Origin of the sequence: uncultured Turicimonas sp., from assembly GCF_902477955.1 — a bacterium.
Classification (GTDB): domain Bacteria; phylum Pseudomonadota; class Gammaproteobacteria; order Burkholderiales; family Burkholderiaceae_F; genus Turicimonas.
Genome location: NZ_CABSJB010000006.1, coordinates 61,770 through 87,908 on the forward strand (window position 1 = coordinate 61,770; position 26,139 = coordinate 87,908).

The following is a 26,139-nucleotide window of genomic DNA, read 5'->3' on the forward strand; positions in this document are numbered from 1 at the left end:
AAATTCATTTTCCTAATAGAATTAAGAAGTTTTAATGTGGGTAAAGCCGCATAAATTTGGAGTAGCAGATGGCGTTTGAAATGATGGAAAACGGCGAAAGCGGTGCACTGATTAAGGTAATTGGTGTCGGCGGAGCCGGTGGCAATGTAATTAACAATATGATCCGTAAACAGGTCAAAGGCAATGTGGTGTTCATTGCTGCTAATACGGATCGACAGGCCTTATCCCAAAGTGAAGCAGAAATACAAATCCAGCTTGGGCACACTGGCTTAGGCGCCGGCAGTAAACCGGAAGTCGGCCAGCAAGCAGCCAATGAAGCTCGCGAAGAAATTGCCGACGCATTGCGTGGGGCAAACATGGTTTTCATTACAGCCGGGATGGGCGGCGGTACAGGAACCGGAGCAGCTTCAATCGTGGCCGAAGTCGCCCAGGAATTGGGCATTCTTACCGTTGCCGTTGTTACCAAGCCGTTCTCTTTTGAAGGCAACCGCCGCATGAGAAATGCGGAGGCCGGCATCAAAGCTTTGAAGGCTCGAGTTCATTCTTTGATCATTATTCTCAATGACAAGCTCGAAATGGAGCTTGGCGAGGATGCCACGATCGGTGAATGTTTTGCCCGTGCCGACGAAGTTCTGTACAACGCCGTAGCAGGTATTTCCGAAATTATTCAGGCTCCGGGCTTGGTCAATGCAGACTTCGAAGACGTTCGTACAGTGATGAGCGAACGCGGTACCGCCATGATGGGATCTGCAGAAGCTGAGGGCCAAGACAGAGCATTGCAGGCAGCTTCTCAAGCCATCAGCTGCCCTCTGCTTGAAGAATTTGATGTTAAGGGTGCACGCGGTGTATTGGTCAATATTTCGGGCAGCGAGGCCATTAAGATGTCTGAAATCCGTATGGCTATGGAAACTGTGCGCAACTTCGCTGACCCGGACGCCAATATTGTATTCGGCAGTGTGTATGACGATACCCTCGGTGATAAGATTCGCGTTACCGTTATTGCGACAGGCTTGGATCAAGATTCAATCGATCCCAGCTACACCATTCCGACACCTCAACCGACTGCTGCTCCTCAGAGTCAGGCTGCCGGTTTATGGAAGCCTCAGGCCCATACTGATCCGATTCCTCCTGCAGCGATGGGAGTTGACCTCTTTGGTCAGCCGGACAAGCCTGCAAAACCGGCTAGAGAACCCCAGCCGGCAGTTCAAGAACCTCCGGTTAACCCGTTCGAAATCAGAAATCCAACCGGATTTTCTAACCCGTTAAAACAGCAGACTGCAGCCCCCTTCCCCGCTTCTGAACCCAGAGAACCGGTTCAACAGCCGGCACCTGTACAGGTAGAAGAAATTGCTGAAGTCAGAGTCAATGTTATGCCGGAGCCGAAGCAAGTTGTTCAGCCTGTTCAGCAGCCTGCAGCTGCTCCTCAGTCCAATGCACCGAGCTTTGTTTCTCAATTCTCCCAGACTCAGGCTCCTGCTTCTCAGCCGGTTCAGCCGGAACCGCAAGTTCAGAGAGCAGCTGAACCGCGTCCTCCTCAACATCCTCAGCAGGATCAAGGAGCTCATAGCCCTTTTGGGGCGGCTGGAGCATTTTCAAGACCAATCGCACAACCCGATGACAGCTTCCAAGTGCCTCCAGCACGCAAAGACAATACTATTTTCGGCATGATGAACAGCGGTATGGGCTTCAACCAAGGAGGTTTCGCCAGTTTGAATCCTCGCAATGGACAAGGCAGCGGACTATGGTCCAACAATGCTTCTGTTCCTAACACTGCCGAACAGGCCCAGCAGGAAGAAGAAAAGCCGCAGTTCGAACATGAAATTCCGGCCTTTCTTAGAAAGAAGAACTAATCCAAGGAACTTAATTCAGTGATTAGACAGAGAACGATTAAAAAAGCTTTTGAAACTGTCGGTATCGGTTTGCATTCCGGACGCAAAGTTAAATTAGCCTTGCGTCCTGCCCCGGTCGATACCGGGATTGTTTTCCGAAGAATCGACATGAATCCGCCGGTTGCAATTAAAGCCGAACCTGAAAGAGTTAACGATACCCGTATGGCAACGACTCTGGATAAAGGCCAAGCCAAGATTGCAACGATTGAGCATCTGATGAGTGCTTTATCCGGACTTGGCATTGACAACTGCTACGTTGAAGTTGACGGTGCTGAGATTCCAATCATGGACGGTTCCGGTGCATCCTTTGTTTTCTTGATTAAAGCGGCAGGCGTTGAAGAACAAGACGCACCAAGAAAATTTGTTCGCGTTAAAAAGCCAATTGAAATTCACGCTGGTGATAAGTGGGCATCCTTAGAACCGTTTAACGGTTATAAGCTGTCCTTCGCCATTGATTTCGGTCATCCCGCTATTGATGCAACAGCACAGTTTGTCGAAGTTGACTTTGACAACCATACCTATATCAACGATGTCGCCAAAGCCCGTACTTTTGGTTTCGTCAATGATTTGGAGATGCTTCGCTCGTACGGCTTGGCCCAGGGCGGTACATTAGATAACGCCGTTGTGATGGATGATTACCACGTTCTTAACCCGGACGGTCTTCGCTCCAATGACGAATTTGCCAAACATAAGCTCCTTGACGCCATGGGAGACCTGTATGTTTTAGGACATCCTCTCGTTGCTCATTACAAGGCCTTCAAGTCCGGTCATGATTTGAACAATAAGCTTCTCAGGAAACTATTGTCCGAACCGGACAGCTGGGAATTCGTGACTTTTGAAGACAGCTCAAAGGCCCCTCCTGCCTTTACCAATGCACTTGTTATTCCAAATATCTGATCATTTGTTCTTCTGATACTTTTCAAAAGAACTTTAGACGCCAAAAACATAGAGGATGCCTGATGGCATCCTCTGTGTTTTCAAGATTGCTCTAGGCTTAATAGAGGCCGATAAGTTTCCACCAAAGCATACCGCTGGCAAAAACAATCAGAACGTTAATGGTTACCAGTACAAAGTTGATTCCGTAGAACCGAGGTCTTTCGAAGTAGCCCTGGCCGTAATAGATCGGGCCTGGTCCGCCGGCGTATTCCGTGATTCCCCACATAAAGTTCGAGAAGATTGCAAAACAGATTGCAACCATCATCGGAGGAGCTCCTGCGCCGATCGCAACCATAGAGAACGGAACGTACATGGCTGCAACATGGCCGGAGGCTGTGGCAAAGACATAGTGAAGGTAGATGTACAGGAAGCCGAGAAGGACGAACGCGACCATCCAGTCCATGCCTGTGAGCATGGAAGCAAATCCTGCACTCATCCATTTAATGAACCCTAAAGAGGTGAGGCCGGTAGCTAAGGAAATAATGATGCCGAACCAAACTACGGTATCCCAAGCTGCCTTATCATTCAAGACGTCTTTCCAATTAACTGCGCCGGTTGCAAACAAGAAAGCAGCAAGAGCGATAGCGATGGCATTGGCGTTATAACCGGTCCACATTGTGGTCCCCCAGCCTAATAACGCGATGATAAAACCGAGAGCTACTTTCTTTTCTTGCGAGGACATCGGACCCATTGCAAGAAGTTGTTCTTTTCCCATGACTTTGGCTTCGGGAGTTTTCTTCAAGCCGGGGTTGAGAATCTTGTAAGAAAGAAGAGGCATCAGGAAGAAACAAATCATGGATGGGACAACCGCAGCCCAGAACCAGCCAATCCAAGAGAGCTCAAGGCCCAGACCTTCTTTAGCAAGTGTCGCGCACAATGGATTTGCAGCCATACCGGTCATGAACATAGCGCCGGTGATCGGTGTGAACTGAAAGCAGGTCATGGTTAAGAACTCGCCAAGCCGTTTCTGCTTTGGACCCGGTTCACTGTCGAGCACTTGGTTGATAGACTTTGAAATCGGCAGAATGATGCCGCCGGAACGAGCTGTCACGCTCGGCATAGCAGGTGCTAAGAACAAATCTGCTAGGCCTAGAGAGTACGCGATGCCAAGTGAAGAACCGCCGAATAAAGAAAGTGTCTTGTAAGCAATGCGCCGGCCGAGTCCGGACTGGACAAAGCCTAGAGACAGAACATAAGCGGCAAAAATCATCCATACTGTGCCGGAGGCAAAACCGGATAAAGCCGCTTTAAAGGTCAGCGTATTTGTAAAAATACAGACCGCCAAAGAAATGAACATAATGGCGCCTGACGGAAGCGGAGCGCAAAGAATACCGACAATGGTTGCAACGAAGATGGCAAACATGTGCCAAGCTTCAGGCTTTAGGCCTTCCGGCACCGGATATAGCCATATGAGTAAACACACGAGGACAGGAACAACTGCCTGCCACAGCTTGATTGAACGTTGAGGCATACAAATACCTTTGAATTGAGGTTCGGCTGCTGGTAAAGCAGCCGGATGAAAAGAAATTATTTGGAATACTTGGCAAGAACTCGATCGACGAATTCAGGAGCCAATCCGATGTAGGAGTGAGGATTGAGCATGTGATCAATTTCCTCTTCCGTAAACTCTTCCTTGACTGCCGGAGTATTCATCAGCACATCTTTGAATGGAATTTCTTTTTCGTAAGCTTCCATGGCACCTTTGTAGATGATTTCATGTGCCGTCATTCGGCCAAGACGTGGAGCCATATGCATCATGACGCATTCACTCATCATGAGGCCTTTTTGTTTGAAAAGATTTCGTTCCATGTGCTTCTCATAAACAATCAAGTTTTTGAGAATGTTCTTGGATTTTTCGAGGGCTGCAGCCATCATGTGGCAAGCGCGCGGAATGGCTTCCCATTCAGAAAGGAAGCATCCCCAGTCTCTTTCGTTTTCGCTAATCATCGATTCAACGATGGATGGTGCAATAGAACGGACGTTGCGAAGAAGAGCTAAAACGTTTTCAAGAACGGCAGGGTTGCGCTTGTGGGGCATCGTGGAAGAACCGACTTTGCCCATGAAGAAAGGCTCTTCAAGTTCAAGAATTTCTGTTCTCTGGAGAGTCAGAATCTCATGGATGATGCGGCCGAGGGTTCCGGCACAAAGAGCTAAAACGGAAACAAACTCTGCCTGATTATCACGAGCAACGTGCCATGCAATTGTGGGAACATTGAGACCGAGAATTTCCATCATTCTCTTCTGCACGGCAAGCCCGTGTTCGGGCTGGGAAGCTAAAGTTCCAACCGCGCCGGCCATTTCACCGACAAAAACTCGCTCTTTGATCTGTTCTAAGCGTTCGATGTCACGACCGAGCTCATCGGCCCAGATAGCGGCCTTGTAGCCGAAAGTAATCGGGAGAGCGTGTACAACGTGGGTTCTCCCGGACATAACGGTGTTGCGGTGCTTTTTGGCAAGGTCCAAACAATATTCTTGGCAAAGCTTTATATCACGAAGGATGATTTCATAGGCATCTCTTTCAAGAAGAACAATACCTGTATCAACAATGTCCTGGCTGGTGGCACCCCAGTGAACGAACTCGCCTGCATTGTCAGGAAGGACCTTCTTGAAGGCTTTCAGCAAAGGAACAATGGTGATGGAACTTTTGTAGAACTCTCCGATTGAAGGAATATCCAGAAGTTCAGCTTTGGCATATTTCTGAATGGTGTCAGCTTTGTCTTTTGGAATAATTCCGAGTTCGCCTTGAGCTTTAGCAAGAGCGGCTTCGGTGTCAAGCCATTTTTGGACCCACGCTTCGTCACTCAGAGTTTTTCTCATTTCGTCGGTGCTGAACATGCATCCGTGGATTTGGCTGTCGATAGCGGTTGAAGGCACTTTAATCTCCTTAAGAAACTTAACAATGAATAGGTTGTTGTCATTGTGCTGGAGAGAAGATATGTACGTACAAAAGAATGAATTTGTTTTGATGCCGATCAAACTTTTTCGGGGTTAGGGTTTATATTCTTTTTAAAAATTAAATAGTTGTGATATGTTGGCAAACAAATAAGACATATTATGTAGGCAACAAATAGAAGAAGCCTTATTCCCAGTGAGTTCACAAGAAAATGAATTTGGTTTTGTGTCTATTTCATCCCAACAAAAGAGGAAGCATGAGAAAAAAGTTGTGGCAGGAAGTCTCGGAAAAGCTCGTTGCGAAGATTACAAGCGGCGATTGGCCCGTAGGCTCACTTATCCCGGGAGAAATTGAACTGGCCGAGCAGCTCTCCGTCAGTCGAGATACGGTTAGAAAGGCGCTGGATGCCATGGTGAAGGCAGAGTTTGTTGAAAGACGTCCTCATATTGGAACGCGTGTTAAAAGCAAAGTCCAGAACGGCAAATTTCTCCATGAACTCTCTGACATCCGTGCCATTGACTACTACGGCAATCAATTCCCGCGGCTTATAGAGGCGACGGAGGATGTGCTCGTAACAAAAGAGCTCTCCGAACAGCTCTGTTTGACTGAAAATGAGCCGTGGGTCAGATTTAAAAATATTCGCGTTGCTGATAAAAACTTAAATGAGCCGGTGGTTGTAACTTATGTCTACGTCAGAAAAAGCATAGCCTACGTGGCTGAGGAAGCGAGAAGACATCCGAGAGAACTGATCGTGTCTTTGATCGAAGGACTTCTCGACATTGAATGTGCTGAAGTAAGACAAACTTTTTCGGCCGTGCATATGAGCCCGGATGTGGCTGAACACTTCAATTCGAAACCGGGAGAACCGGCTTTGAAAATTGTTCGATGCTATTTGGACCGCGAAGGAAATACAATAACGGCCTCAGAATCTTTTCATCCCGCAGAGCGTTTTGCTTTTACTGTTGTCAATCGCAAAAAGCATTCCTTTGGATTTTTGTCTTGATTTTTAAGAATCAGAAGCCAAGGCGGTGACTTTCACTGCTGAGGCTGGACAACTTTGCCTACGACTTTTAACGTTGTAATTCCGTTTAGTATTAAAGCGTTTTCTACCTCCGGCTTAATTGACGCAAATTTCGCGAGATAAGCAGGGTGAGGAAAAAGAAGATTTAAAACGAGAACGTTTTCATAAGCGAAGTTCGGATCCTCGTTTGGGTCGATATCGTACGGGTTATTATCTTTTTTTCTAACCGTCTCCCGAGTCAAAAAACACTGTGCTCCGGTGATCTCCATACCCAAATTCATTCGTTTGCAAATAGGGTTGATAATGCGCGCGATTCTGTCGGCTAATTCAGCATTCATGACCGCAACTCCAATAGGAGTTCTCTTCAATCTGTCATAGGCAGAAATTTTTCTTTTTGCAAATGGAATCATTGCGTTACGGAAATAGTTAGAAAAGATTTTTTCAACACGTTTTATCAATAATAGTTAAATTCACATTTACCGACAAGAAGTACCAAGATAGAGTGTAAAATCACCAAGTTTATATGTGAGAAATCGGGTGTCAGGGTTCTATATTGACGCCCTCAATTAAAAGAGAATACTGAATGGCTAGTTTTCTGACGAAGATTTTTGGAAGTCGCAACGACAGACTTATCAAACAATATCGCCGTAAAGTTGAAGAAATTAACAAGCTCGAACCTTCAATTAAGGCTCTGAGTGACGAAGAATTAAAGGCCAAGACCGTTGAGTTCAGAAAGAGACTCGCTGACGGTGAAACCTTAGACAAGCTTTTGCCTGAAGCCTTTGCTGTAGTAAGAGAGGCCAGCTGGCGCGTTCTGGGAATGAGACATTTTGACGTACAGCTCATCGGCGGTATGGTTTTGAATGACGGCAAAATTGCTGAAATGAGAACCGGCGAAGGTAAGACTCTGACCGCCACTCTAGCCGTCTATTTGAATGCTTTGCCCGGCAAAGGCGCACACGTCGTTACAGTTAACGACTATTTGGCAAAGCGTGACGCTGAATGGATGGGCAAGGTTTATAACTTCTTGGGCATGTCGGTCGGTACCATTCTCTCTAACCAGCCGAATGCAGAAAAACAGGCCGCTTATCAAGCAGATATTACTTACGGAACCAATAATGAATATGGTTTCGATTATCTGCGCGACAACATGGAATATGACGTCAACGCCAGACGCCAAAGAGGTCTCTTCTTTGCAATCGTCGACGAAGTGGACTCCATCTTGATCGACGAGGCAAGAACACCCTTGATTATTTCCGGTCCTGCCGAAGGCAAGACAGACGTTTATGTCCAGATCGATAAGATTCCGGATCAGCTGACTCGACAGAAAGAAGAAAAAGGCGAGGGCGATTATTGGGTGGATGAGAAGGCTCATACCGTTCAGTTGTCTGAAGCCGGTCACGAAAAAGTTGAAGCAATTATGAGCAGAATGGGCCTTCTTCCTGAAGGACAAAGCTTGTATTCTCCTCAGAACATCATGCTTCTCCACTATCTCAATGCAGCATTGAGAGCTCATACAATCTTTATCAAGGATCAGCACTACGTTGTTCAGAACGGTGAAGTCATTATTGTTGACGAATTTACCGGCCGTTTGATGCAGGGCAGAAGATGGTCCGACGGTCTTCACCAGGCGGTTGAAGCTAAGGAAGGCGTGAAGATCCAGCAGGAAAACCAAACTTTTGCCTCCATTACTTTCCAGAACTACTTCCGTATGTACGAAAAGCTCTCCGGCATGACCGGTACTGCTGATACGGAAGCATACGAATTCCAGGAAATTTACGGCTTGGAAACTGTTGTTATTCCGACTCACCGCCAGATGATTCGTGATGACCAACAGGATAAGGTTTACAGAACTGCAGCTGAGAAATATAAAGCTATTCTCGATGACGTCAAAGACTGCTACAAACGCGGACAGCCGGTTCTTGTAGGTACTACATCCATTGAGAATTCCGAGCTCATCAGCCACATGCTTGACAAAGAGGGCATTCCGCACAATGTTCTGAATGCTAAGCAGCATGAAAAAGAAGCTCAGATCGTGTTGGAAGCCGGTCGTCCCGGCATGGTCACTATTGCTACTAATATGGCTGGCCGCGGTACCGATATCGTGCTTGGCGGCGGTATCAGCAAAGCTGTTTCCGAAGTAGAAAACAACCCGAATCTCACTGCTGACGAAAAGAAAGCTCAGATTGATGCCATCAAGAATCAATGGCAGTTGGATCATGAGAAAGTAGTTGCCCTGGGCGGTTTGAGAATTATTGGTTCCGAGCGTCACGAATCAAGACGTATTGATAACCAGCTCAGAGGCCGTTCCGGCCGTCAAGGCGACCCGGGAAGCTCCAGATTCTATCTTTCTATGGAAGATCCTCTCTTGAGAATCTTCGCCGGTGAAAAGATGCAGGCTTTGATGAACAAGCTTCGTCTCCCTGAAGGCGAAGCTATTGAAGCCGGTATTGTTTCTCGTTCTATCGAAAGCGCCCAGCGTAAGGTTGAATCCAGAAACTTCGATATTCGTAAGCAGCTTCTTGAATACGATGACGTTGCCAATGATCAGCGCCGCGAAATCTATGTTTTGAGAAATGAAATTCTTGAAAACAAAGATGTATCCGGCCCGGTTAAAGAACTCAGGGACGGCTTCTTCACTTCTTTGTTCCGCAGCTATGTCCCGGAAGACACAGTTGAAGAGCAATGGGATCTCGACGGTCTTGAAAAAGTGCTTAAAGAAGAATGGAACCTTGATCTTCCGCTGAAAGCTACTCTTGAAAAATCTGAAAGTTCCGACGATCAAGAACTTTTGGATATGGTTATTAAGGCTTCCAATGAGGTCTATGACGGTAAAGTTGCTTTGGTTGGCAAAGAGGCTTGGCAAGAATTCGAAAGAAACGTTCTTCTTCAGTTCTTGGATCAGCATTGGAGAGAACATCTCAGCCAGCTCGATATGCTTCGTCAAGGCATTCATTTGCGCGGCTACGCTCAGAAGCAGCCTAAGCAGGAATACAAGCGCGAAGCTTTCGAATTGTTCAGTGCGCTTCTCCAGACTGTCGGTGAGGACGTCACAAGAGTTCTGATGAACGTTCAGATCCGCCAGCCGACTCCTGAAGAACAGGCCCAGCAGCAGGCTATGCAGGCTCAGGAAGCTCATGTTGATGAGTCCGAAGGTCAGCTGAAAGGACCGATGTTCGAACAAGAAGCTGATGAAGCAGAGAAATTTGCTCATGTAGGCAGAAATGATCCTTGTCCGTGCGGAAGCGGCAAGAAGTTCAAAGACTGCCACGGAAAACTGAAATAATGGTTTTTCTTTAAGAAGCCGGCCTTATGGTCGGTTTTCTTTTTATACAATAAAAAGATCACTTTAAAAAGGAAAAAACATGGCAGTCAATCTTAAGGCTCCCGTCGCTGAAGACATTCTCCCGGTCTCCGGGGTTGTTCTAGGAACCGCTGAAGCTGGCATCAAGAAAGTCGGCAGAAAAGATTTAATGTTGATGGAACTAGCTCCCGGATCAAAGGTGGCTGGGGTCTTTACAAAGAACCGATTTGCAGCAGCTCCGGTACAGATTTGCAGAGAGCACTTGCTTGAGACTAATGACATCCAAGCAATTGTAGTTAACACAGGATGCGCTAATGCCGGTACCGGGTTGACCGGTTTGCACGATGCAGAAGAAACCTGCCAGGCCGTGGCTGATATCTTTAACACGCTTCCGATTAAGGTTCTTCCTTTCTCAACAGGCGTGATTATGGAACCGCTGCCCATGACAAAACTTTTGGCAGGCATCCCTAAAGCAGCTCAGAATATGGGCAGAAACAATTGGATTGATGCTGCCAGAGCAATCATGACAACGGATACGGTGCCAAAGGCTGCTTCCAAGAGAGTTGAGCTGGATGGGGTTGACATTACCGTTACCGGCATCAGCAAAGGTTCAGGAATGATTGAACCGAACATGGCAACGATGCTAGGCTTTATCGCCACAGATATCGGAATGTCTGCTGAGCTCGTTCAAGATACAGTTCGTGCCGTTGCAGATGCTTCATTCAACCGCATCACAGTGGACGGCGATACTTCAACGAATGACTCTTTTATTCTTATCGCGACCGGACGCGCGGATTGCCCTCCGATTGAAAGCGATGAAGATCCTAGATATAACGATCTTCTTGATTCTTTAATTGAAGTGGCTCAGAAATTGTCTCAGTCCATGATTAGAGACGGAGAGGGTGCTACAAAATTCATTACGATTACTGTAGACGGTGCGAAGAACGAAGCAGAAGCTCTTAAAGTGGCTTACGCTATTGCTCATTCTCCTTTAGTCAAAACTGCCTTCTTTGCTTCCGATCCTAACCTCGGAAGAATTTTGGCTGCAGTCGGAAACTCTCGTATCGATGACTTGGATGCCAATAAGATTTCTTTATGGCTTGATGACGTCCTTGTTGCAAAGAATGGAGGCCGTTATGCCTCTTATCGAGAAGAAGATGGTCAAGCCGTTATGAATAAGCCGGAAATCTTCGTTACCGTCAACCTCGGAAGAGGAGAAGCCAGCGAAACCGTATGGACAACTGATCTTTCTCACGATTATGTTTCCATTAATGCAGATTACCGCAGCTAATTGTCTATGAGCCAAAGAAAAGAGTTTTATGAAAGGTTTGGTCATTTCATTGAAAAGATCGAACCTCTTCTGCCTCCCTCTCCTGATGAGATTGACTGGTCTAAACCTGCCTTTCGATGGAGACAGAAAAGCTATTTCGGCGTGGAGTTAGGAACTCTGGACCCCATTGCGGAAGTAGCCTTCGTCGATCCAAAAAACATTCAGAATGTCGAAAGGCAGAAGGAGATTCTTTTATCGAATACCGAGCAGTTCGTGAAGGGACTGCCTGCAAACAATGTATTGCTGACGGGTGCAAGAGGAACCGGAAAATCTTCATTGATTCGTTCTTGTTTGTCTAGGTTCTATCCTGAGGGTTTGCGTCTGATCGAAGTCGATAAATCTGATCTGAAGTATCTCGGAGAAATAACCGCTTTGGTTCGGACTCGTCCGGAGAAGTTCATTATTTTCTGTGATGACTTGTCCTTTGAGCCCGGAGAAGCGGCTTATAAGGCTTTAAAAGCGATTCTTGACGGTTCTATCTCGGCCTCGAGCGAGAACATGATTATTTATGCAACTTCCAACAGGCGTCATTTAATGCCTGAGAAGATGCAGGACAATTTGGACTGCGGCATGGATGAAACCGGATTAATTCATCCTGCGGAAACGGTAGAAGAGCAAATGTCCTTGTCCGAAAGATTTGGACTTTGGCTCAGTTTCTATCCTTTCAATCAGGAGGAATACCTGAGGATTGCAGAAGGTTGGACAAGACACTTTAACGGGCCAATCAATGAAGAATGGAAGGTAGAAGCTTTGCAGTTTGCCTTGCAAAGAGGTTCTCGTTCCGGTCGAGTCGCTTATCAGTTCGCAAGAGATTGGACCGGCAGAAATAAGCTCAAGAATGACAAATAAGAAGTTTACGGAAGTTGTAGTCGCGGCACTGATCAACAAGGAAGGAGAAATTCTTCTTTCCAGCCGTCCGGAACCAAAGGTCTATGCAGGTTATTGGGAACTTCCCGGCGGTAAAGTTGAAAAAGGAGAGAGTCTGGTGCAGGCCCTCTCCCGCGAACTCGAAGAAGAGTTAGGCATCATTCCCAAAGATTTTAAAGAAGTGGATTGCGAAGAATTTTCCTATCCTCACGCGGATGTGCGCCTGCATTTTTTCAGATGTACTGACTGGGAAGGCAGTATCACTTGTAAAGAGGGACAGGAGTACGGGTTCTTTTCTGAGAGTAATCTTCCTGATCCTATTCTGCCGGCAACAGTGCCGTTACTGCCTTCTTTGATTAATGCTCGATAGATTTTTTGGTATGGATTTTTCCTTTTGCCAAAGAATCTTTTGAGATATCCAGATCGTCGTCGCCTTCAATGGGACGTCCGTGAATTACGTAATCCTCATTAGCCCATGCGCCTAAATCAATAATTTTGCATCTCTCACAGCAAAACGGGCGCCATGGGTTTTTATCTGAATACTCAGTCATCTTTCCGCATTGCGGACATTTAACTTGGATAGCCATTTTTCTTTAAATGTTGCAGATTCCCAATTTAAAAGGAATATCTTGAGAAATTGCGCCCGTGACGGCGGGTTTATCAAAAGATACCGGTATAAAGCGTACAGAAAGCATATACCGGTTGGCAGAGACTTTCGGAACAACCTCGTATTTTGGGTCTACGTAAATCTGTAAAAGTGTGAAGGTTTTACCCTGAAGATCTTTCTGATATCCGCCTTTTGCAGCAATGGCTTCGGTGACTTCAGCACTTCCTCTAAGAAGCTTAAGAATCAGGTCGATACCTTGGTGATAAGGTTTTAAGGGAGCTATCCAACCCTGAAGGTCTGCTTTTCTTCTTTCTGCCGGTAAATTAAGCCAATGGTGGTAGATAGGGAGATCAAACTCACAGGTGCCGGCGGGAATGGAAGAGCGCTGAGCGAGAAGCTTAAGAAATTCGTTTAAGGTCGCCAAATGAGAGATTCGGATTCCAACACTAGTAAGAGCGGTGCGGCAAGCTTGAATCTCATTGAGAGTGTTCTTAAGAGAAGACTGATCGACATTTGGACTGGAGGCAAGAGGAGACAGATAGACTCTAAACCTTTCTAGTTCCTGCAAAATATCATTTTTTTGATCTCCGCGGTTTGTTACTTCTTGGATTTCAAAATATTTTCGTATTGCAGCTTGATGATCTTGCGGAAACTCCTGTTCGGCAAACCATTCCAATTGTTTAAAGAGATAAGAAAGTCTCAGAAAAGTACGAGTCTTTTCTGTAGACGGAAACTCATATCTCAAAAGATCATTACTCATGTGTTCTGTGACCCTATTCACCACTTAATAATTTAGCATACCGCCAAGACTAAATATTAAAAATCAAGTCGCCGAGCATACAAATAAAGGGAATTTTTAAAAGTTTGCATTCTAAATAACAAAAGCCAAATAGAAGTACGGATAGTCTTATTTAGGCCGATTTTGGGCAGAGTCCCGATAGCTTTAAATAAATTTGGTGTAAGTGCAGAATCTCTTTTTTGAGGTAGTCTCTTTCACTGTAATTGAAAAGCACATCGTCTGCGAAAGATAGTTTGTCCCGAACCGAAGACTGACTATCGATAATTTTTTTTATTTCTGCAGGCTCAAGTCCGCTCCTATGCTTTACTCTGCGAATTTGTTCTTCTTCCGGACAGTCCACCAAAAGAATTCTGTCGCAAAGCCGAATCCAACTTGAATCTTTATTCATCAAAGGGACAGCGAGAATGGAGTAGGGGCCGTCTAAATTTTGAATTTGACGTTTAACCTCTTCACGGATAAGAGGATGCAGAATGCTTTCGAGTTTCTTTCTTTCATCGGAAGAGTTAAAGACCTTTTCTCTCATAAACTTTCTATCCATGCTTCCGTCAAGAGCAATAGATTTCGGGCCGAAGTTTTCTAAGATCAAAGAAATTGCACTTCCGCCCGCAGCTGTTAAATTCTGAGAAATAACATCGGTGTCAATAATTTTTATGCCAAGCTCGGCAAAAAGATCGGAGACCGTTGTTTTGCCGGAGCCGATTCCGCCAGTTAGTCCGATTAACAAAGCTGCACCTTAGATGTTTAGAGAGTTGACTAATTGTAGTCGAGAGGAAAACGAGATGGACCAGCAACGAGTTCTCGTAGTACCGGCACTCGCTCCAGAGAACGGATAAAAGCGGCGTATAGCTCTCGCAATCCCGATAAGGAAAATCAGCATTTGCATTCTTCAATACAAGGAATTTCTGAGAAAATATCAATATCCTCAACCTAAATCAAAAAAACAAATATGCTCTACTGCCTTTACTACAGCCCGTGCGGAAGCACTCAAGAGTATGCCGCCAAGGTTGCTGAGACCTTCGGTCCGAATCCTATTTACGTCGATCTAACACGTTCTGATGGTCCTCTCGACTTTCAGAGAGAAGACATTGTTATTTTTGCTGCGCCGGTTTATGGTGGACGGCTTCCGGTTCCTTTGGCAGAAAAATTGCAGCGCATGCGCGGAGATCTATCACTCGCGATCACTATGGTTGTGTATGGAAATCGAGCTTATGACGATGCTTTATTAGAACTGAATACCATTCTTGTTGGCGAAGGTTTTGAGGTGTTCGCCAGTGCCGCGTTTGTGGCCCGACATGTTTTCCATCCGGAGGTTGCCGCTGACAGACCGGATAAACAAGACTTCCAGGAAGCAGAGGCGTTTGCTAACCGCGCAAAATATAAATACGATGAGATGGATTACTCAGAGCCAAAAGTACCCGGCTCTCAGCCATATCGAGAATTTACCGGAATGCCGGTGGCACCGATAGCTGATCCGGTCTCTTGTTTTAAATGTGGGACTTGTGCGACCAACTGTCCCGTCGGCGCTATTTCAAAAGAGGATCCGACTCAGACTGATGCTCTGAAATGTATTGATTGCATGCGCTGTGTGCAGAACTGTCCTAGTCAAGGAAGGGCACTTCCGCAAAAAGTGCAGGAAATGCTTTTGACAAAACTTTCTCCGTTGGTCGGAGTGAGAAAGGCTAATGAGTTTTTCTATTAATTAACCAAACAAAAGGCCGGCGGTCATTCGACTCGTCGGCCATTATTCCTAATTCAGAACCGTTGAATTAGAAGTTCTTTTCCTGCAACTGGAAGTAGGCTTGCGGGTGGCTGCAAACCGGGCAAACTTCTGGAGCTCTTGGGCCCATTACCAAGTTGCCGCATTCTCTGCATTGCCACATAACGATTTCGCTTCTTTCGAATACTTTCTGCATTTCGATGTTGTCGAGAAGCTTCAAGAAACGTTCTTCGTGGTGTTTTTCGATGGCGCCAACGCCGCGGAACTTAGCTGCTAATTCAGGGAATCCTTCCTCTTCAGCTTCTTTGGCGAATGTGTCATACATGTCGGTCCATTCGTAGTGTTCTCCGCCGGCAGCTGCCTTCAGGTTTTCAGCTGTGTTGCCTATACCTTGCAATTCTTTGAACCAAATCTTAGCGTGGGCTTTTTCGTTGGAAGCGGTTTCTTCAAAAATGGCAGCGATTTGTTGGAATCCTTCCTTCTTAGCTACTCCTGCAAAGTAGTCGTATTTGTTGCGGGCTTGGGATTCGCCGGCAAATGCTGTCCAAAGATTCTTTTCAGTTTTTGTCCCTTTTAAAGACTTAGTCATGAGTTCTCCTTAGTTTGAAAGAAGTAGTTAACGGTTGGCTCATTCTACACGCTCGGCACCAAATCGTTAATACGCAAATTAGCGTATAGAAGTAATCAATTAGGAAAGTAGTTTTTGACAATTTCCGGTTTGGTTTTCTGAGAGATGTTCGTAAGAAGTTTTTTTAGGAAACAAACCATAAATTCTGAATTGTCATCGCTAATTGTTTTAGAACTTTGCATGGATCCTACCAGGCTCTTGAAACGATTGAATTCCTGTGTTGACCATTTAGGAGGAGTTTTGTTTTTTTTCGCTACAGGTTTGGCCTTTGCCAGCAATGCCAAAGCAGCAGTACGAGAATAAGGTGAATATTTAATCAAGCGTTCAATTAGAAGCGGGATTGCGCTTCCATGTTGAGCCGGATTGGTTCTGTTTTTGCAGTTGTTCAGTGCGAATGGAAGATGAGTAGAAAAACGAAAAAAAAGATCCGGAGCAGTTTTGCTATAGCCTGTAGAGAGAGACCTGAGTTTGGCAAAGCAGTCTTCCGGAGAGACGTGAGACTGGTATGTGACTTGCGTAAGGACATTCTCAACGTGATCACCATTTCCGGCTTCAACCCACGACTTCCTTTCAATTTCTTCTTTTTGTGTCCTAGGCAGATCTTCGTCCTTGAATTTTTCGCAGTGAAGTAAGAACCAATACTCAATGCACGGATTAGACCAAGCTAGAAAGATTCCATTGGAATTAATTTTGGGCATTTCGGTCAGGCTTTTATATCCGGGATGTCCGTCTTTGTCGAAGACAAACCAGAGTTCCTGGTTGAAGTCAGGCTTGAATTGCTTTTGCCAAAGGAAATTATTCGTAGCTGGTATAAATTGAACTTTTGGATCGCCACCGTTGTAAGAGGAGATGGCAACATTATTGGTAAGACCGAGGATTTTGATAATTTCCGACAGATAAATCAGCTCCGTTTTACCTTCGCAGAGAATAGTGAGAAACGGAATTTTCTTTTGTTTGGATTTCCATTCTCGAAAAATCTGTTGTCGAATTTTTTCATCCTCGATTTTCCAATCGAATTGGTATTGTTCTTCAGGATTTTCTTTTGACGGACAAAAAGAAATTTTGCATAGAAGAGGCGAGCCAGACTTTGCACTCGAGTACACGTTATATGAGTTGTTGTTATTTTTCTTGAATCGCATAGGAGGTCCTTTTTCTATATTTTTCTCGCCCCCTGCGACAAATAATGACAAGTAAAGGTTGAGCTTCAATAAGTATATTCCCTTATATGATGAGAAAATACACATAGTAAGAATAATAAATCCCTCACTTAATATTTTTAATTAACTTTGTATGCCATGTTTTTCTATGAATATAAAAAGAAAAGCAGAATAAATAAGTCGATTCCAAGAATTATTTGAAGAAATATTGAACGTTTTATTGTTTAAAAATTCATCTCGATCTTCGAGCCCTCAAATTAGACTGAAGGAAACAAATTTGAGGTACCTTATGACAAATTCTCGAATTCCTTGGGGACCGGATACGCTAAGCCCAACCAGTGAAGAGGCAGCTACTGAGACTTGGCAGTATTGGCAAAACAGAATAAACCGAGCCTCTCTAGTGATGTTAAGCGAACAGAAAATTCTTTCTAGAGAGCAAACGAAGAAGATTGCAGAGGCACAGCGAGAAGCTGAGAAAGAGTTAAATGCGCCGGGGGCATCTCCAATTTTCGATATCATGCCTCTCGAAAAACTTCTAATCAAACATTGCGGACAAGAAGCAACTCTCATTCATACCGGAAGAAGTCGCCAGGATATTTTCGCCACACTCAACCAAGCTCGTTTAAGAAGAGCAGTTATCGATACTTTTGACGAACTGAACAAATTAAGAAAGCAGCTGTTGGCGATAGCAGAGTGCAATGTAGAAACATGGATGCCGGCTTATACCAATGGTGTCCAGGCAATGCCCATAACTCTAGGATTCTATCTCTGGGCATTTTTGGAATCGTTCGAAAGAGATGCAGCTAGACTTAAAGAGGCCTGGGTGCGTGTAAATCAGTGCGCGCTGGGAAGCGGCGTCCTGGCTTGTTCAGCGTGGCCTCTTTCAAGAGAAAGATTGGCCGAGTTACTTGGATTTGATGCACCTATTATCAATGGATTGGATAGCTCTCAAGTAAGCCTTTTCGACATTCCATTGGAGGCGGCTTCAATTGCATCCAATATCGCCGTAAGAATAACGGTACTAATACAAGATTTGGCTCAGCAGTATTCTCAGACCAGGCCCTGGATTATGTTGGACGATTCGGATGCTTACGGATCATCGGCAATGCCTCAAAAAAGAAATCCCGGAATATTGAACAAGACTCGGGCCCGAGCCTCGGACGTAATTGGCGCCACCACCACAGCTTTTTTTAGAGCGCACAACCTTAATCTCGGGATGTATGACAACAAGGAAAGTGTGCTTGAAGACAATGCCAAGGTGTTTTCTTTGACTGTATCCATGCTGGCTCTCACTACGCAGGCTTTTTCTATGCTGCGCGTCAATAAAGAACGTGCCTTAGAAGAACTGGAAAATGACTGGACATGCACAATGGCATTGGCTGAGGCCCTTCAAATGCACTACAAGGTGCCTTTCAGGGTTGGACATAACTTCGCTAGCGATGTGGTGTCAAAAGGGCGCAAAAACGGTTGGCTTCCCAACAATATTCCTTTCGAAACGGTTCAAAAAAGTTATGAAGAAATAACAGAGAAATTGGAGGGGAAAGCCCTGAGGCTGCCACTTTCCGAGCAGGAATTCAGAGGTTATCTCGCGCCTGAAAATGTTGTGAGGTCCCGCATCGGAACCGGAGCTCCTTCACCTTTAAGTACTTCTAAAAACTTAATTTCAATTGCCAAACAACTCGAGCAGGATGAGCTTTGGCTAAATAAGAAAAAGCAAGACCTCTCAGAAGCTGCAATCAATTTAGATACAGCGTTTGCAAAGTTATAAACCTAATAAATCTCAGGAGACACATATGATCTGGATTGGATTAGCAATAGTTATCGTTACTTTTTGGCTCATATATAAAAATTATGAAGCTCGTCTTGTTTTGTGCTTATCAGGCATTGTGATGGCTTTGATAGGACAATACGTTTGCGGATCAAATGTCACATTAAGTGCTGCTGTTGATGCTTTTATCAAACAGCTGGTAAATGGCGGCTTAGTGCCGACCATCGTAACAGTGATGGGCTTCGGATATGTCATGACATTCACAAAGTGCTCAGATCACTTGGTCAACTCTCTGGTTAAGCCTTTGAAATACGTACCAGCGATTGTTATTCCAGGTGCAGTATTAATTACGTGGGTGCTGAATATCGTCCTTCCTTCTGCTGCCGGAATTGCTGCGGCTGTCGGTGTACTGCTGGTGCCGGCTCTGATCGCCTTAAAAGTTAGACCTGTAATGGCAGCATCTGCAGTGTTCGCAGGAACCTGGGGTTCGGTCGTTAGCCCGGGCTTGATGTTTAATCCTCAGATTGCCGACATAGCATTCAAAGCAAAGGAGATTGGTGCTCCTGATGCGATGATCGTCATCATGCAAGAGTTTTTGCCTTGCGCAATTGGTGCGCTAGTCGTCGCTGCCGTGCTTGCTCTCATTTGCATGTTCTTGAAGGAAGGCGTGGGCTCAACTCAATTATCTACCGCCGGAGACGCTTTGGAAGGAGGGTTGGCAGAAGAGACCGAAAAGGATTTCAAGGTAAATCCTATCTACGCCGTCGTTCCTGTCGTTCCTCTTATTCTTCTTGTTTTGGCTTCAAAGCAAGTAGGAGTCTTACCCACAAAAGCATTTTCTGTTCCGGTTTGCATGCTTATTGGTACAGCGATCGGTTTGATTGTTGCCATTATCAACAAACAAAAAATAGGCGACTGTTCCAAACGTTTCTGCCGAGGCGCCGGTGACGGATTCTGTGACGTTGTCATCCTTATTGCTGCAGCTGCATTATTCGCTGCCGGTATGAAATCAATTGGTCTTACCGGAGCGCTGGTTGACTCCATGAAGGGTTCTCAGTCAGTTGCTATGTTCGCTGCTGCGGCTGGCCCATTTGTCATGGCCGCAATTTCCGGTTCCGGAAATGCCGCCGCTCTGGCTTTCAACGAAGCAATTACTCCTCATGCTGCAGATTTCGGCTTAACCATTGTGCAGTTGGGTGCGGTTGCCCAAATTGCAGCAGGTCTCGGCCGTACAATGTCTCCAGTGGCAGGCGGCGTAATTATTCTTGCAGGATTGGCTGGCGTTAATCCAATGGAAATTGCTAAACGAACAGCAATTCCCGTTATCGCAGCCTTAGTGGTTACAACTTTCTGTATGTTCGTTTTCTAAATTATTTCCTTTTGAAAGCCTGAGCTGTTACCTGAAGAGCTCAGGCTTTCTAGTAAACAATGAAAGGAAATTTTTCTTGGACGAGCCTCTTCTGCTCTCCCTCTATTTCTCTTCTTCTCATCACATACCAATCGATAAAGGTTTGAACTCTTTTAAGTTTATGAGCTTCTAAGGTGGTGCCAATGTAATTATCAAGATTGGGAATATGCCAGCCGTTGAGAATTGGGACCAATTTCCCGGCGAGGATTTCTTGGTAGCAGTGATGCAGAGGCATATCCAGCACTATTCCGCAGCCTTCAAGCGCAGCCGTTTTGGCTAACAAAATATTGTTGAACCGAATTTCGGATTTCCAATGGATCGTTTCTTGGAGGGATCCTTTTACCAAGACGGGAGAGAGAGGTCGGACTTTACCGTTATAAACCACTCCGGCGTGATCCACGAGTTGAGTAGGCGAGGTTGGAGAACCATAGCGTTCCAAGTAACTTGGCGCTGCACAAGGAATGAAAAGAGAGCGTGTCACCCAGTGTTCGACGAGGTGCGGATTATTGTTTGGTCCGTAATAGAGCATGACATCGCTTTGGCCGCACATTATGGCTTTCGGATCATCGTCACCAATGACATCAAAAGTCACTTTTGGATGAAGCTTTTGGAATTCGGCAATCAACGGAACGATTTGAGTTTGAAGAAAGCCTGGCATGGCTCCGAATCTAATGTTGCCGATGGACAGCTGTTGGGAGGCTGTTAAGTCAACGATGGTTTTATCCAGAGATTCCAGCAACGGTAAAATTTCCTTTCTTGCTTGGGCACCGGCAAGAGTAGGTTTTGCGGTTCGGCCAATTCTTTCAATTAGCTCACAACCTACTTCGCTCTCCAGGGCTTTTATCATCCGAGAAAGTTGTCCTCGATCGATTCCATTTTCATCAGCAACGCGACTTACCGAACCTTCCTCAAAAACTTTGAATAAGAGTTCCCACATTCCTAAATGTTTGGATTTCCATTGATTTGTTAGCATGAAACACCTTAGGACAACCAAGATCAGAAATCATTCTAATTCAAAGACTCATTTGCATAGGAGCATAAGAATCAATTGATTGAGTCTTTTTTTTAAGTAAAAGTTCTCATAGCAAAACGAGATCTTTTTTAGCAGGAGAAGAGCTCAACTGCTATGAACGCTATTTTGTTGTCAGATGTAGTGCTTCCAAGAGTTCTCTTGCTTTTTTTACGCCTTCTTCGGTCAAGTATCTCGTATGTGTTCTTCTACATTTTGGAGGAAACACACAGCCGTCTTCTATTAGCTTATCCATAGCATTCCAGTCATAACTTTTCCAAGCCGAGTAAATTTTTTCGTGAGTTACCGGAAGCTCTTCGCACCTGCTAGTGAGGTACAAGAGGACGAGAGTCAGGTTCTCAACGAGAGTTTCTTTAGTCGTTGCGTTCAGATTCATCAGAAGATCTCCTAGTTGCAGAACATGATAAAAATCTTTTTTTTTCTACAGGGGAGGATCTTCCCGCAATTGAGTACAACATGGTTTTCTATGAAAAGACTTTGTTATAAGAAATAGAAAATCATCAATTTGGAATTCAACAAAAGTAACTAATTGTTTCAAAAGTAAATGGTGAGGAGAAAGAAAAGGGAGAAATTGCAATTGCATTTCTAAGAAAAATTGCTTGAGGCTACGGGCAATTTCTTAAGCCCAACTTAAAAATTTTACTCTTCTCTTTTGGTCAAATCAACCGCACTTTCTCCCTTTACGCCCCCTTTGTAACCGTGTAAATTCAAATACGTAGCTCAGTGAGCTATCTCAAAAAACAAAACAAGGAGAAATAAATGACCAATATCTCAAGACGTGGTTTCCTTAAAACATCTGGCGTAGGCGTTGTTGCCACAGTCGGTACATTTACCGCTGCAACCGCTTCTGCTCAGCAGCAAAAATGGGATAAGGAAGCTGACGTTATCGTTGTAGGTTTGGGTGGTGCAGGCGCTGCTACAGCTATCACTGCTGCCGACAACGGTGCTGATGTTATCGTTATCGAAAGACAGCCAGCCGCAACACTTCGCTCCAATACTCGTATGTCCGGCGGTATCTTCCACTGCCCGGATAAATCAGGCAATAAGGCTGCATTGAAAGAATATGCTAAGGCCATGTTCTCCGGCGAAAACATTCCTGGAAAACTCGAAGGCGAACAGCCTCAGGTTTCCGATGGCTTGGCCGAAGCTTGGGCCGAATACACTCCGGGACTTCTTGACTGGATGAAGAAACAGGATCCGAAGTTCCAGGCATTTGCTACTCCGGGCTTCAAGGGCGCAGCTTTCCCGACATTCCCAGGCGCTAAGGACTGCGGCTATCAGGTTTATCGTTCTTCTTATCCTGATCGCATCCCGGCAGGTTTCAATACTCCTTGCTACAACGGTCCTAAGGAAAAAGCCATTTCCGGTGAAGCTTTCTGGCTTTGCTTAGACAACGGTATCAAGACCCGTGCCGACAAGATCAAAGTTGATTACGAAACACGCGGCCGCGACCTCGTTCAGAATGACAAGGGCGAAGTTATCGGCGTTATCGCAGAACAGAACGGCAAGAAAGTTGCTTACAAGGCACGCAAGGGTGTTGTTCTTTGCTCCGGCGGTTATGAATACAGCCTCCCGATGCGTCAAGCTTTCTTGGAAGGCCCGGGCGTTGAAGGCTGGGCATTCTACGGTACAACGTTTAATGAAGGCGACGGTATCGCTATGGGTCAGAAGGCCGGCGCCGGCATCATGAAAGCCGGTAAAGCCGCTTCCCGTATCATTATGCCTGCTCCAGTACGCCACAACGGCATGCGTTTGGGCATGATCACTCCTGCAGTTGGTTCCGGCCACGCTATCGTTGTTAATAACTACGGTAAACGTTACGCTGCTGAACATAAAGTCACTAAGGACCCAAGCCGCTACTTCTTCTATAAAGAAGCCGTTAAGTTTGATATCGACAAACTCGACTATCCAAACAGCCCGTCTTGGTTCATCTTTGACGAAACTCTCCGTAAGAGCAAACCTCTCGTAGGTCTCGGCATCTCCACTCCGGGTTATGGCTTTGTTGATTACGGCGCAGCCGACAACAGCGACGCTGTTAAGAAAGGCTGGATCCTGAAGGCTGACACTATCGAAGAACTCGGCAAGAAGATCAAAGCTATCAAGGAAAACGGCAACAAGATGGATCCTGCAGCTCTTGCAGAAACCGTTAAGAACTACAACGCTGCTTGCGCAGCAGGCGAAGATAAAGAATTCGGACGCCTCAAGAGCACATTGCAGCCTGTTTCCGACGGCCCATTCTATGCTGTTCCTCTCGTAGCCGGCGGCCCGAATACTAAGGGCGGTTTGGCTGCTAACGCCAAGCGTGAAGTTCTCGATTGGAACCTCCAGCCGATTCCTGGCCTCTACGCTGTTGGTGAAATCGCTTCTGCTCTGAAGTTCGTTTATCAGGGCGGCGGAAACTTGACAGAATGCTTAGTATTCGGTCAGGTTGCCGGTAAGGAAGTTGCAAAACAACCTAACCGCGGATAATCACTTTCTCTGAGTAATAGTACAGTCGGCCGTGAACGTAGTTTCCGGCCGATTGTGTAAAGGAGAACTAAATTGAAAACCAAGCTTGTTGTTTTATTTTTTGGCGCTCTTCTTTCATTTAGCGCTATCGCCCAGGACAAGCCGCAGTTCCTAGGAGATCGTCACGTTGCGCGCGGAGTTCAGTGCCAAGTATGCCACGGACCGCAAATTTCGGCCCAGCTCAAAGAAGATGATCAAAGACATGAACCATGTGTTCAATGCCACGGGTTCTATGATCAAGTAGCTAAGAAGACCACCCCGGCGAATCCGGAAGAAATGAATCCGCATAGCCAGCATGACGGTAATCTGCCATGTTCAACATGCCACAAGGGACACAAACCAAGCGTTAATTATTGCGCTGAGTGTCATTACTACAATTTCAAGGTGCCCTAAACAAGCTATTGTTTCTCATTTCAATTGCGCCTGTTCTCGGGCGCTTTTTTGTGGAGAAAATAGTGATCCTATCCGTTCACCAGCTCAAATTTGATAGGGACTTGGATTTCAATCCCTGAATTTGGAATGTTGAAGTTTGTGCCGATCAGCTGCTGGGCTAATTGATTGGAAGCTCGGTCAAGAACTCCTTTTCCGGATGGAACGGAAAGGGTAGCGGAGATAATCCTGCCTTCTTTATCGAATCTGAATTTCGCATGACAAGTTCCTTCAGTTGCGCTTCGAATCGCAGCTTTCGGGTATTTCTTCTTTTTTTCTATCAAGGCAAGTAAAAGGGAAGCAAGTTTGTTTTTTGCCTGTAGTTCAGAGGTGCTTTCCGCTAATGAGGCTGGTTTTATAGATTCGTTTGAAGAAGGCTTAGCCTCAGAAAGTTTACTGTTTTTAACCGGTACTGGTTTTGCCACAGGCTTGACTTCTTTTTTTCGAGGCTCTTTGGGGACTACTTTTTCCTTTACTTCTTTGACCGGCGCTATCGGAGGAGGAAGCTCTGCCGGTTTAACGACAGGAGGTTTCAGTGGAACAACTTCGGGTTCTTTCTGTTCAGGAGGAGTTTCTACTTTTATGTCGGATTCTTCAGCTAGAAGACGTTTAACAGGTTCTACACGTACCGGTGGCGGAGGAGCGGGTTCTTCAAACTGCACAAAGTTCAGATCGATTGTTGGAAGGGCGGTAACCGGAAGTGGTTTCGCTTGAAAAGGAAGAGTAGCCAAGTAAACGGAACATACACAAGCGGTAATAATGAAAAGCCGAGCTATGTTCTTGGCTTTTCTTATGCCGTTTAAATCCAACTGAGTAGAGGTATTCATCTAACTTCTCCAAGGATACCTCGGGTTTCAACCCGAGGAGGAATTGGACAGCTTTTCCAACTGTAGGAATAACCATCCGAGTGTGTAATTAATCTGCAATAGCGATAGGAAATACCTTGTATGGTTTGGCCGGAGGTTTGAAGATTGAAGGATCCTGTTTTACGGACAGCAACCTTTCCCACATACACGCCTTTTTTCTTGCCTTTCGGGATAATCGCTTTGACCATATCTCCGGTTGAAAATCCGTAAACTTTCTTCTGCCTCATGCAGATTCCTCGTGGGAATCCATACTTATCAGTTCTCGTTCTTTGATAGGCTCCACGGCCACAACATTTAATGTTCAGGACATTGAGGTTTCTCCAATTTGTCACTGATGGAACATTGCCCACACAGAGTGCATCTAGCCAATGCGCTTTTGGAATACCGAATTTTTTGCGGTTAAACTTAGTTAAAGCTCCTGAACCAACTTCAAAGGGAAAACCAGTTAATTTCAGTTTGTTAAACAGTTTCCAACGGGTGGCATTAACAGAAGCTGCGTCTTTAAGCGGTTGTTTTAACTGATTCTTGATTTGCCGCAGAACTTCCGGCTTGTCTTTCAGAAACTCCTCAACGCTCCTTGAGCCTTTCTTCTGATTGCATTGAACACAAGCCAAAACGAGATTGCTGGCTCGGTTAGAGCCGCCTTTGGATTTTGGTATTACATGATCGATATTAAGTGGGACATTGTCTGCTCCACAGTAGATGCACTTGCGGCCGAATTTTTCAAGCAGATACTCCCGGAGTTCGTAACCAACCAGCTCTCCTTGTTGATACTCAATCCCTTCAATTTTCGAGTTCTGGATAAGCTGCGTATCGAACTTTACAAGCTCTTGGCTGATTCTTTCAACGGGGGCTATCTTGCGCAATCGAGAAACCCAAGAAAGAATGCTGTCTGCTCGATGCTGCAGGGAAGGAGCAAGCCACCCCTCTGCTCTCCTGCGGTTCAGGAACCGGGGTGAGCGGTAACGGAGATTACGGCTTC

General features: G+C 45.5%; 23 protein-coding genes and 1 pseudogene. 12 read left to right on the plus strand and 12 right to left on the minus strand.

Annotated elements, in window-relative coordinates:
* Positions 1–68 precede the first annotated feature (68 nt).
* Together ftsZ and lpxC are read left to right on the plus strand one after the other, a co-directional pair.
* A pseudogene (gene ftsZ / locus RDK53_RS03140) lies at positions 69–1,235 on the plus strand (cell division protein FtsZ); the annotation flags it as partial.
* Between the two features lie 633 nt (positions 1,236–1,868).
* Entirely contained in the window at positions 1,869–2,786 is a 918-nt protein-coding gene (lpxC, locus tag RDK53_RS03145) for a UDP-3-O-acyl-N-acetylglucosamine deacetylase (protein WP_308513247.1), read from the plus strand.
* Positions 2,787–2,883: 97 nt separating this feature from the next.
* Here lpxC and RDK53_RS03150 read toward each other — a convergent pair whose 3' ends face one another.
* Positions 2,884–4,296 carry a DASS family sodium-coupled anion symporter gene (locus RDK53_RS03150; protein ID WP_308513248.1) on the minus strand — a complete coding sequence of 471 codons (1,413 nt, stop codon included), beginning with the start codon at positions 4,294–4,296 and terminating at the stop codon, positions 2,884–2,886.
* Between the two features lie 56 nt (positions 4,297–4,352).
* Positions 4,353–5,699 (minus strand): adenylosuccinate lyase, encoded by a 1,347-nt coding sequence (gene purB, locus RDK53_RS03155; protein ID WP_308513249.1) that lies wholly within the window; start codon positions 5,697–5,699, stop codon positions 4,353–4,355.
* A gap of 275 nt (positions 5,700–5,974) precedes the next feature.
* Here purB and RDK53_RS03160 point away from each other — a divergent pair, with 275 nt between their 5' ends.
* Positions 5,975–6,721 carry a GntR family transcriptional regulator gene (locus tag RDK53_RS03160; RefSeq protein WP_308513250.1) on the plus strand — a complete coding sequence of 249 codons (747 nt, stop codon included), beginning with the start codon at positions 5,975–5,977 and terminating at the stop codon, positions 6,719–6,721.
* 32 nt (positions 6,722–6,753) lie between these two features.
* Here RDK53_RS03160 and RDK53_RS03165 read toward each other — a convergent pair whose 3' ends face one another.
* The gene (locus RDK53_RS03165) at positions 6,754–7,149 is read right to left on the minus strand and encodes a hypothetical protein (protein ID WP_308513251.1); all 396 of its coding nucleotides are present in this window, start codon (positions 7,147–7,149) and stop codon (positions 6,754–6,756) included.
* Positions 7,150–7,322: 173 nt separating this feature from the next.
* Here RDK53_RS03165 and secA point away from each other — a divergent pair, with 173 nt between their 5' ends.
* The 4 genes from secA to RDK53_RS03185 all read left to right on the plus strand — a co-directional run bounded on the left by secA (position 7,323) and on the right by RDK53_RS03185 (position 12,610).
* Positions 7,323–10,025, plus strand: a complete 2,703-nt coding sequence (secA, locus tag RDK53_RS03170; protein ID WP_308513252.1) for a preprotein translocase subunit SecA — start codon at positions 7,323–7,325, stop codon at positions 10,023–10,025.
* A 79-nt stretch (positions 10,026–10,104) separates the two neighbouring features.
* A complete protein-coding gene (gene argJ / locus RDK53_RS03175; RefSeq protein ID WP_308513253.1) occupies positions 10,105–11,334 on the plus strand; it encodes a bifunctional glutamate N-acetyltransferase/amino-acid acetyltransferase ArgJ in 1,230 nt (409 codons plus the stop codon).
* Positions 11,335–12,222, plus strand: a complete 888-nt coding sequence (locus RDK53_RS03180; protein ID WP_374041555.1) for an ATP-binding protein — start codon at positions 11,335–11,337, stop codon at positions 12,220–12,222. It begins immediately after the preceding gene.
* Complete coding sequence (locus tag RDK53_RS03185) at positions 12,212–12,610, plus strand: NUDIX domain-containing protein (RefSeq protein ID WP_308513255.1); 399 nt, start codon at positions 12,212–12,214, stop codon at positions 12,608–12,610. The genes RDK53_RS03180 and RDK53_RS03185 overlap by 11 nt, the downstream gene beginning before the upstream one ends.
* Here RDK53_RS03185 and RDK53_RS03190 read toward each other — a convergent pair.
* The 3 genes from RDK53_RS03190 to coaE all read right to left on the minus strand — a co-directional run bounded on the left by RDK53_RS03190 (position 12,597) and on the right by coaE (position 14,370).
* Positions 12,597–12,827, minus strand: a complete 231-nt coding sequence (locus RDK53_RS03190) for a DNA gyrase inhibitor YacG (protein WP_169711908.1) — start codon at positions 12,825–12,827, stop codon at positions 12,597–12,599. The two genes, RDK53_RS03185 and RDK53_RS03190, sit on opposite strands and share 14 nt — an antisense overlap.
* Before the next feature lie 6 nt (positions 12,828–12,833).
* Positions 12,834–13,607: a cell division protein ZapD gene (zapD, locus tag RDK53_RS03195; RefSeq protein WP_308513256.1), complete on the minus strand. Its 774-nt coding sequence runs from the start codon at positions 13,605–13,607 to the stop codon at positions 12,834–12,836.
* A gap of 151 nt (positions 13,608–13,758) precedes the next feature.
* Positions 13,759–14,370 carry a dephospho-CoA kinase gene (coaE, locus tag RDK53_RS03200; protein ID WP_308513257.1) on the minus strand — a complete coding sequence of 204 codons (612 nt, stop codon included), beginning with the start codon at positions 14,368–14,370 and terminating at the stop codon, positions 13,759–13,761.
* Between the two features lie 222 nt (positions 14,371–14,592).
* On the opposite strand from coaE, the gene RDK53_RS03205 reads away from it, so the two are divergent.
* Entirely contained in the window at positions 14,593–15,345 is a 753-nt protein-coding gene (locus tag RDK53_RS03205; protein ID WP_308513258.1) for a 4Fe-4S dicluster domain-containing protein, read from the plus strand.
* 67 nt (positions 15,346–15,412) lie between these two features.
* Here RDK53_RS03205 and rbr read toward each other — a convergent pair whose 3' ends face one another.
* On the minus strand, positions 15,413–15,952 hold the full coding sequence (gene rbr, locus RDK53_RS03210; RefSeq protein ID WP_308513259.1) for a rubrerythrin: 540 nt from the start codon (positions 15,950–15,952) through the stop codon (positions 15,413–15,415).
* 95 nt (positions 15,953–16,047) lie between these two features.
* Positions 16,048–17,130 (minus strand): RloB family protein, encoded by a 1,083-nt coding sequence (locus tag RDK53_RS03215; protein ID WP_308513260.1) that lies wholly within the window; start codon positions 17,128–17,130, stop codon positions 16,048–16,050.
* A gap of 307 nt (positions 17,131–17,437) precedes the next feature.
* On the opposite strand from RDK53_RS03215, the gene RDK53_RS03220 reads away from it, so the two are divergent.
* On the plus strand, positions 17,438–18,916 hold the full coding sequence (locus RDK53_RS03220) for an argininosuccinate lyase (RefSeq protein ID WP_308513261.1): 1,479 nt from the start codon (positions 17,438–17,440) through the stop codon (positions 18,914–18,916).
* Between the two features lie 25 nt (positions 18,917–18,941).
* Positions 18,942–20,285 (plus strand): C4-dicarboxylate transporter DcuC, encoded by a 1,344-nt coding sequence (gene dcuC, locus RDK53_RS03225; protein WP_308513262.1) that lies wholly within the window; start codon positions 18,942–18,944, stop codon positions 20,283–20,285.
* A 49-nt stretch (positions 20,286–20,334) separates the two neighbouring features.
* Here the strand turns inward: dcuC and RDK53_RS03230 are convergent, their stop codons facing one another.
* Positions 20,335–21,297, minus strand: coding sequence for a LysR family transcriptional regulator (locus RDK53_RS03230; protein WP_308513263.1), 963 nt, complete (start codon positions 21,295–21,297; stop codon positions 20,335–20,337).
* Between the two features lie 160 nt (positions 21,298–21,457).
* The gene (locus RDK53_RS03235; protein ID WP_308513264.1) at positions 21,458–21,730 is read right to left on the minus strand and encodes a DUF6429 family protein; all 273 of its coding nucleotides are present in this window, start codon (positions 21,728–21,730) and stop codon (positions 21,458–21,460) included.
* Positions 21,731–22,113: 383 nt separating this feature from the next.
* Here RDK53_RS03235 and RDK53_RS03240 point away from each other — a divergent pair, with 383 nt between their 5' ends.
* Together RDK53_RS03240 and RDK53_RS03245 are read left to right on the plus strand one after the other, a co-directional pair.
* Entirely contained in the window at positions 22,114–23,823 is a 1,710-nt protein-coding gene (locus RDK53_RS03240; RefSeq protein WP_066595107.1) for an FAD-dependent oxidoreductase, read from the plus strand.
* 72 nt (positions 23,824–23,895) lie between these two features.
* Positions 23,896–24,255, plus strand: a complete 360-nt coding sequence (locus RDK53_RS03245; protein WP_308513265.1) for a cytochrome c3 family protein — start codon at positions 23,896–23,898, stop codon at positions 24,253–24,255.
* A 68-nt stretch (positions 24,256–24,323) separates the two neighbouring features.
* On the opposite strand, the gene RDK53_RS03250 is transcribed toward RDK53_RS03245, so the two are convergent.
* Complete coding sequence (locus tag RDK53_RS03250; RefSeq protein ID WP_308513266.1) at positions 24,324–25,118, minus strand: TonB family protein; 795 nt, start codon at positions 25,116–25,118, stop codon at positions 24,324–24,326.
* A partial coding sequence (gene iscB / locus RDK53_RS03255) for an RNA-guided endonuclease IscB (protein ID WP_308513267.1) occupies positions 25,115–26,139 on the minus strand: 1,025 nt, incomplete at its 5' end. The genes iscB and RDK53_RS03250, both read right to left, overlap by 4 nt.

Coding starts and splice junctions, on each gene's coding strand:
- RDK53_RS03150 (WP_308513248.1), bottom strand. CDS start 4,296: ATGCCTCAACGTTCAATCAAGCTGTGGCAGGCAGTTGTTCCTGTCCTC.
- RDK53_RS03160 (WP_308513250.1), top strand. CDS start 5,975: ATGAGAAAAAAGTTGTGGCAGGAAGTCTCGGAAAAGCTCGTTGCGAAG.
- RDK53_RS03165 (WP_308513251.1), bottom strand. CDS start 7,149: ATGATTCCATTTGCAAAAAGAAAAATTTCTGCCTATGACAGATTGAAG.
- secA (WP_308513252.1), top strand. CDS start 7,323: ATGGCTAGTTTTCTGACGAAGATTTTTGGAAGTCGCAACGACAGACTT.
- argJ (WP_308513253.1), top strand. CDS start 10,105: ATGGCAGTCAATCTTAAGGCTCCCGTCGCTGAAGACATTCTCCCGGTC.
- RDK53_RS03185 (WP_308513255.1), top strand. CDS start 12,212: ATGACAAATAAGAAGTTTACGGAAGTTGTAGTCGCGGCACTGATCAAC.
- RDK53_RS03190 (WP_169711908.1), bottom strand. CDS start 12,827: ATGGCTATCCAAGTTAAATGTCCGCAATGCGGAAAGATGACTGAGTAT.
- zapD (WP_308513256.1), bottom strand. CDS start 13,607: ATGAGTAATGATCTTTTGAGATATGAGTTTCCGTCTACAGAAAAGACT.
- RDK53_RS03205 (WP_308513258.1), top strand. CDS start 14,593: ATGCTCTACTGCCTTTACTACAGCCCGTGCGGAAGCACTCAAGAGTAT.
- rbr (WP_308513259.1), bottom strand. CDS start 15,952: ATGACTAAGTCTTTAAAAGGGACAAAAACTGAAAAGAATCTTTGGACA.
- RDK53_RS03215 (WP_308513260.1), bottom strand. CDS start 17,130: ATGCGATTCAAGAAAAATAACAACAACTCATATAACGTGTACTCGAGT.
- RDK53_RS03220 (WP_308513261.1), top strand. CDS start 17,438: ATGACAAATTCTCGAATTCCTTGGGGACCGGATACGCTAAGCCCAACC.
- dcuC (WP_308513262.1), top strand. CDS start 18,942: ATGATCTGGATTGGATTAGCAATAGTTATCGTTACTTTTTGGCTCATA.
- RDK53_RS03230 (WP_308513263.1), bottom strand. CDS start 21,297: ATGCTAACAAATCAATGGAAATCCAAACATTTAGGAATGTGGGAACTC.
- RDK53_RS03235 (WP_308513264.1), bottom strand. CDS start 21,730: ATGAATCTGAACGCAACGACTAAAGAAACTCTCGTTGAGAACCTGACT.
- RDK53_RS03240 (WP_066595107.1), top strand. CDS start 22,114: ATGACCAATATCTCAAGACGTGGTTTCCTTAAAACATCTGGCGTAGGC.
- RDK53_RS03250 (WP_308513266.1), bottom strand. CDS start 25,118: ATGAATACCTCTACTCAGTTGGATTTAAACGGCATAAGAAAAGCCAAG.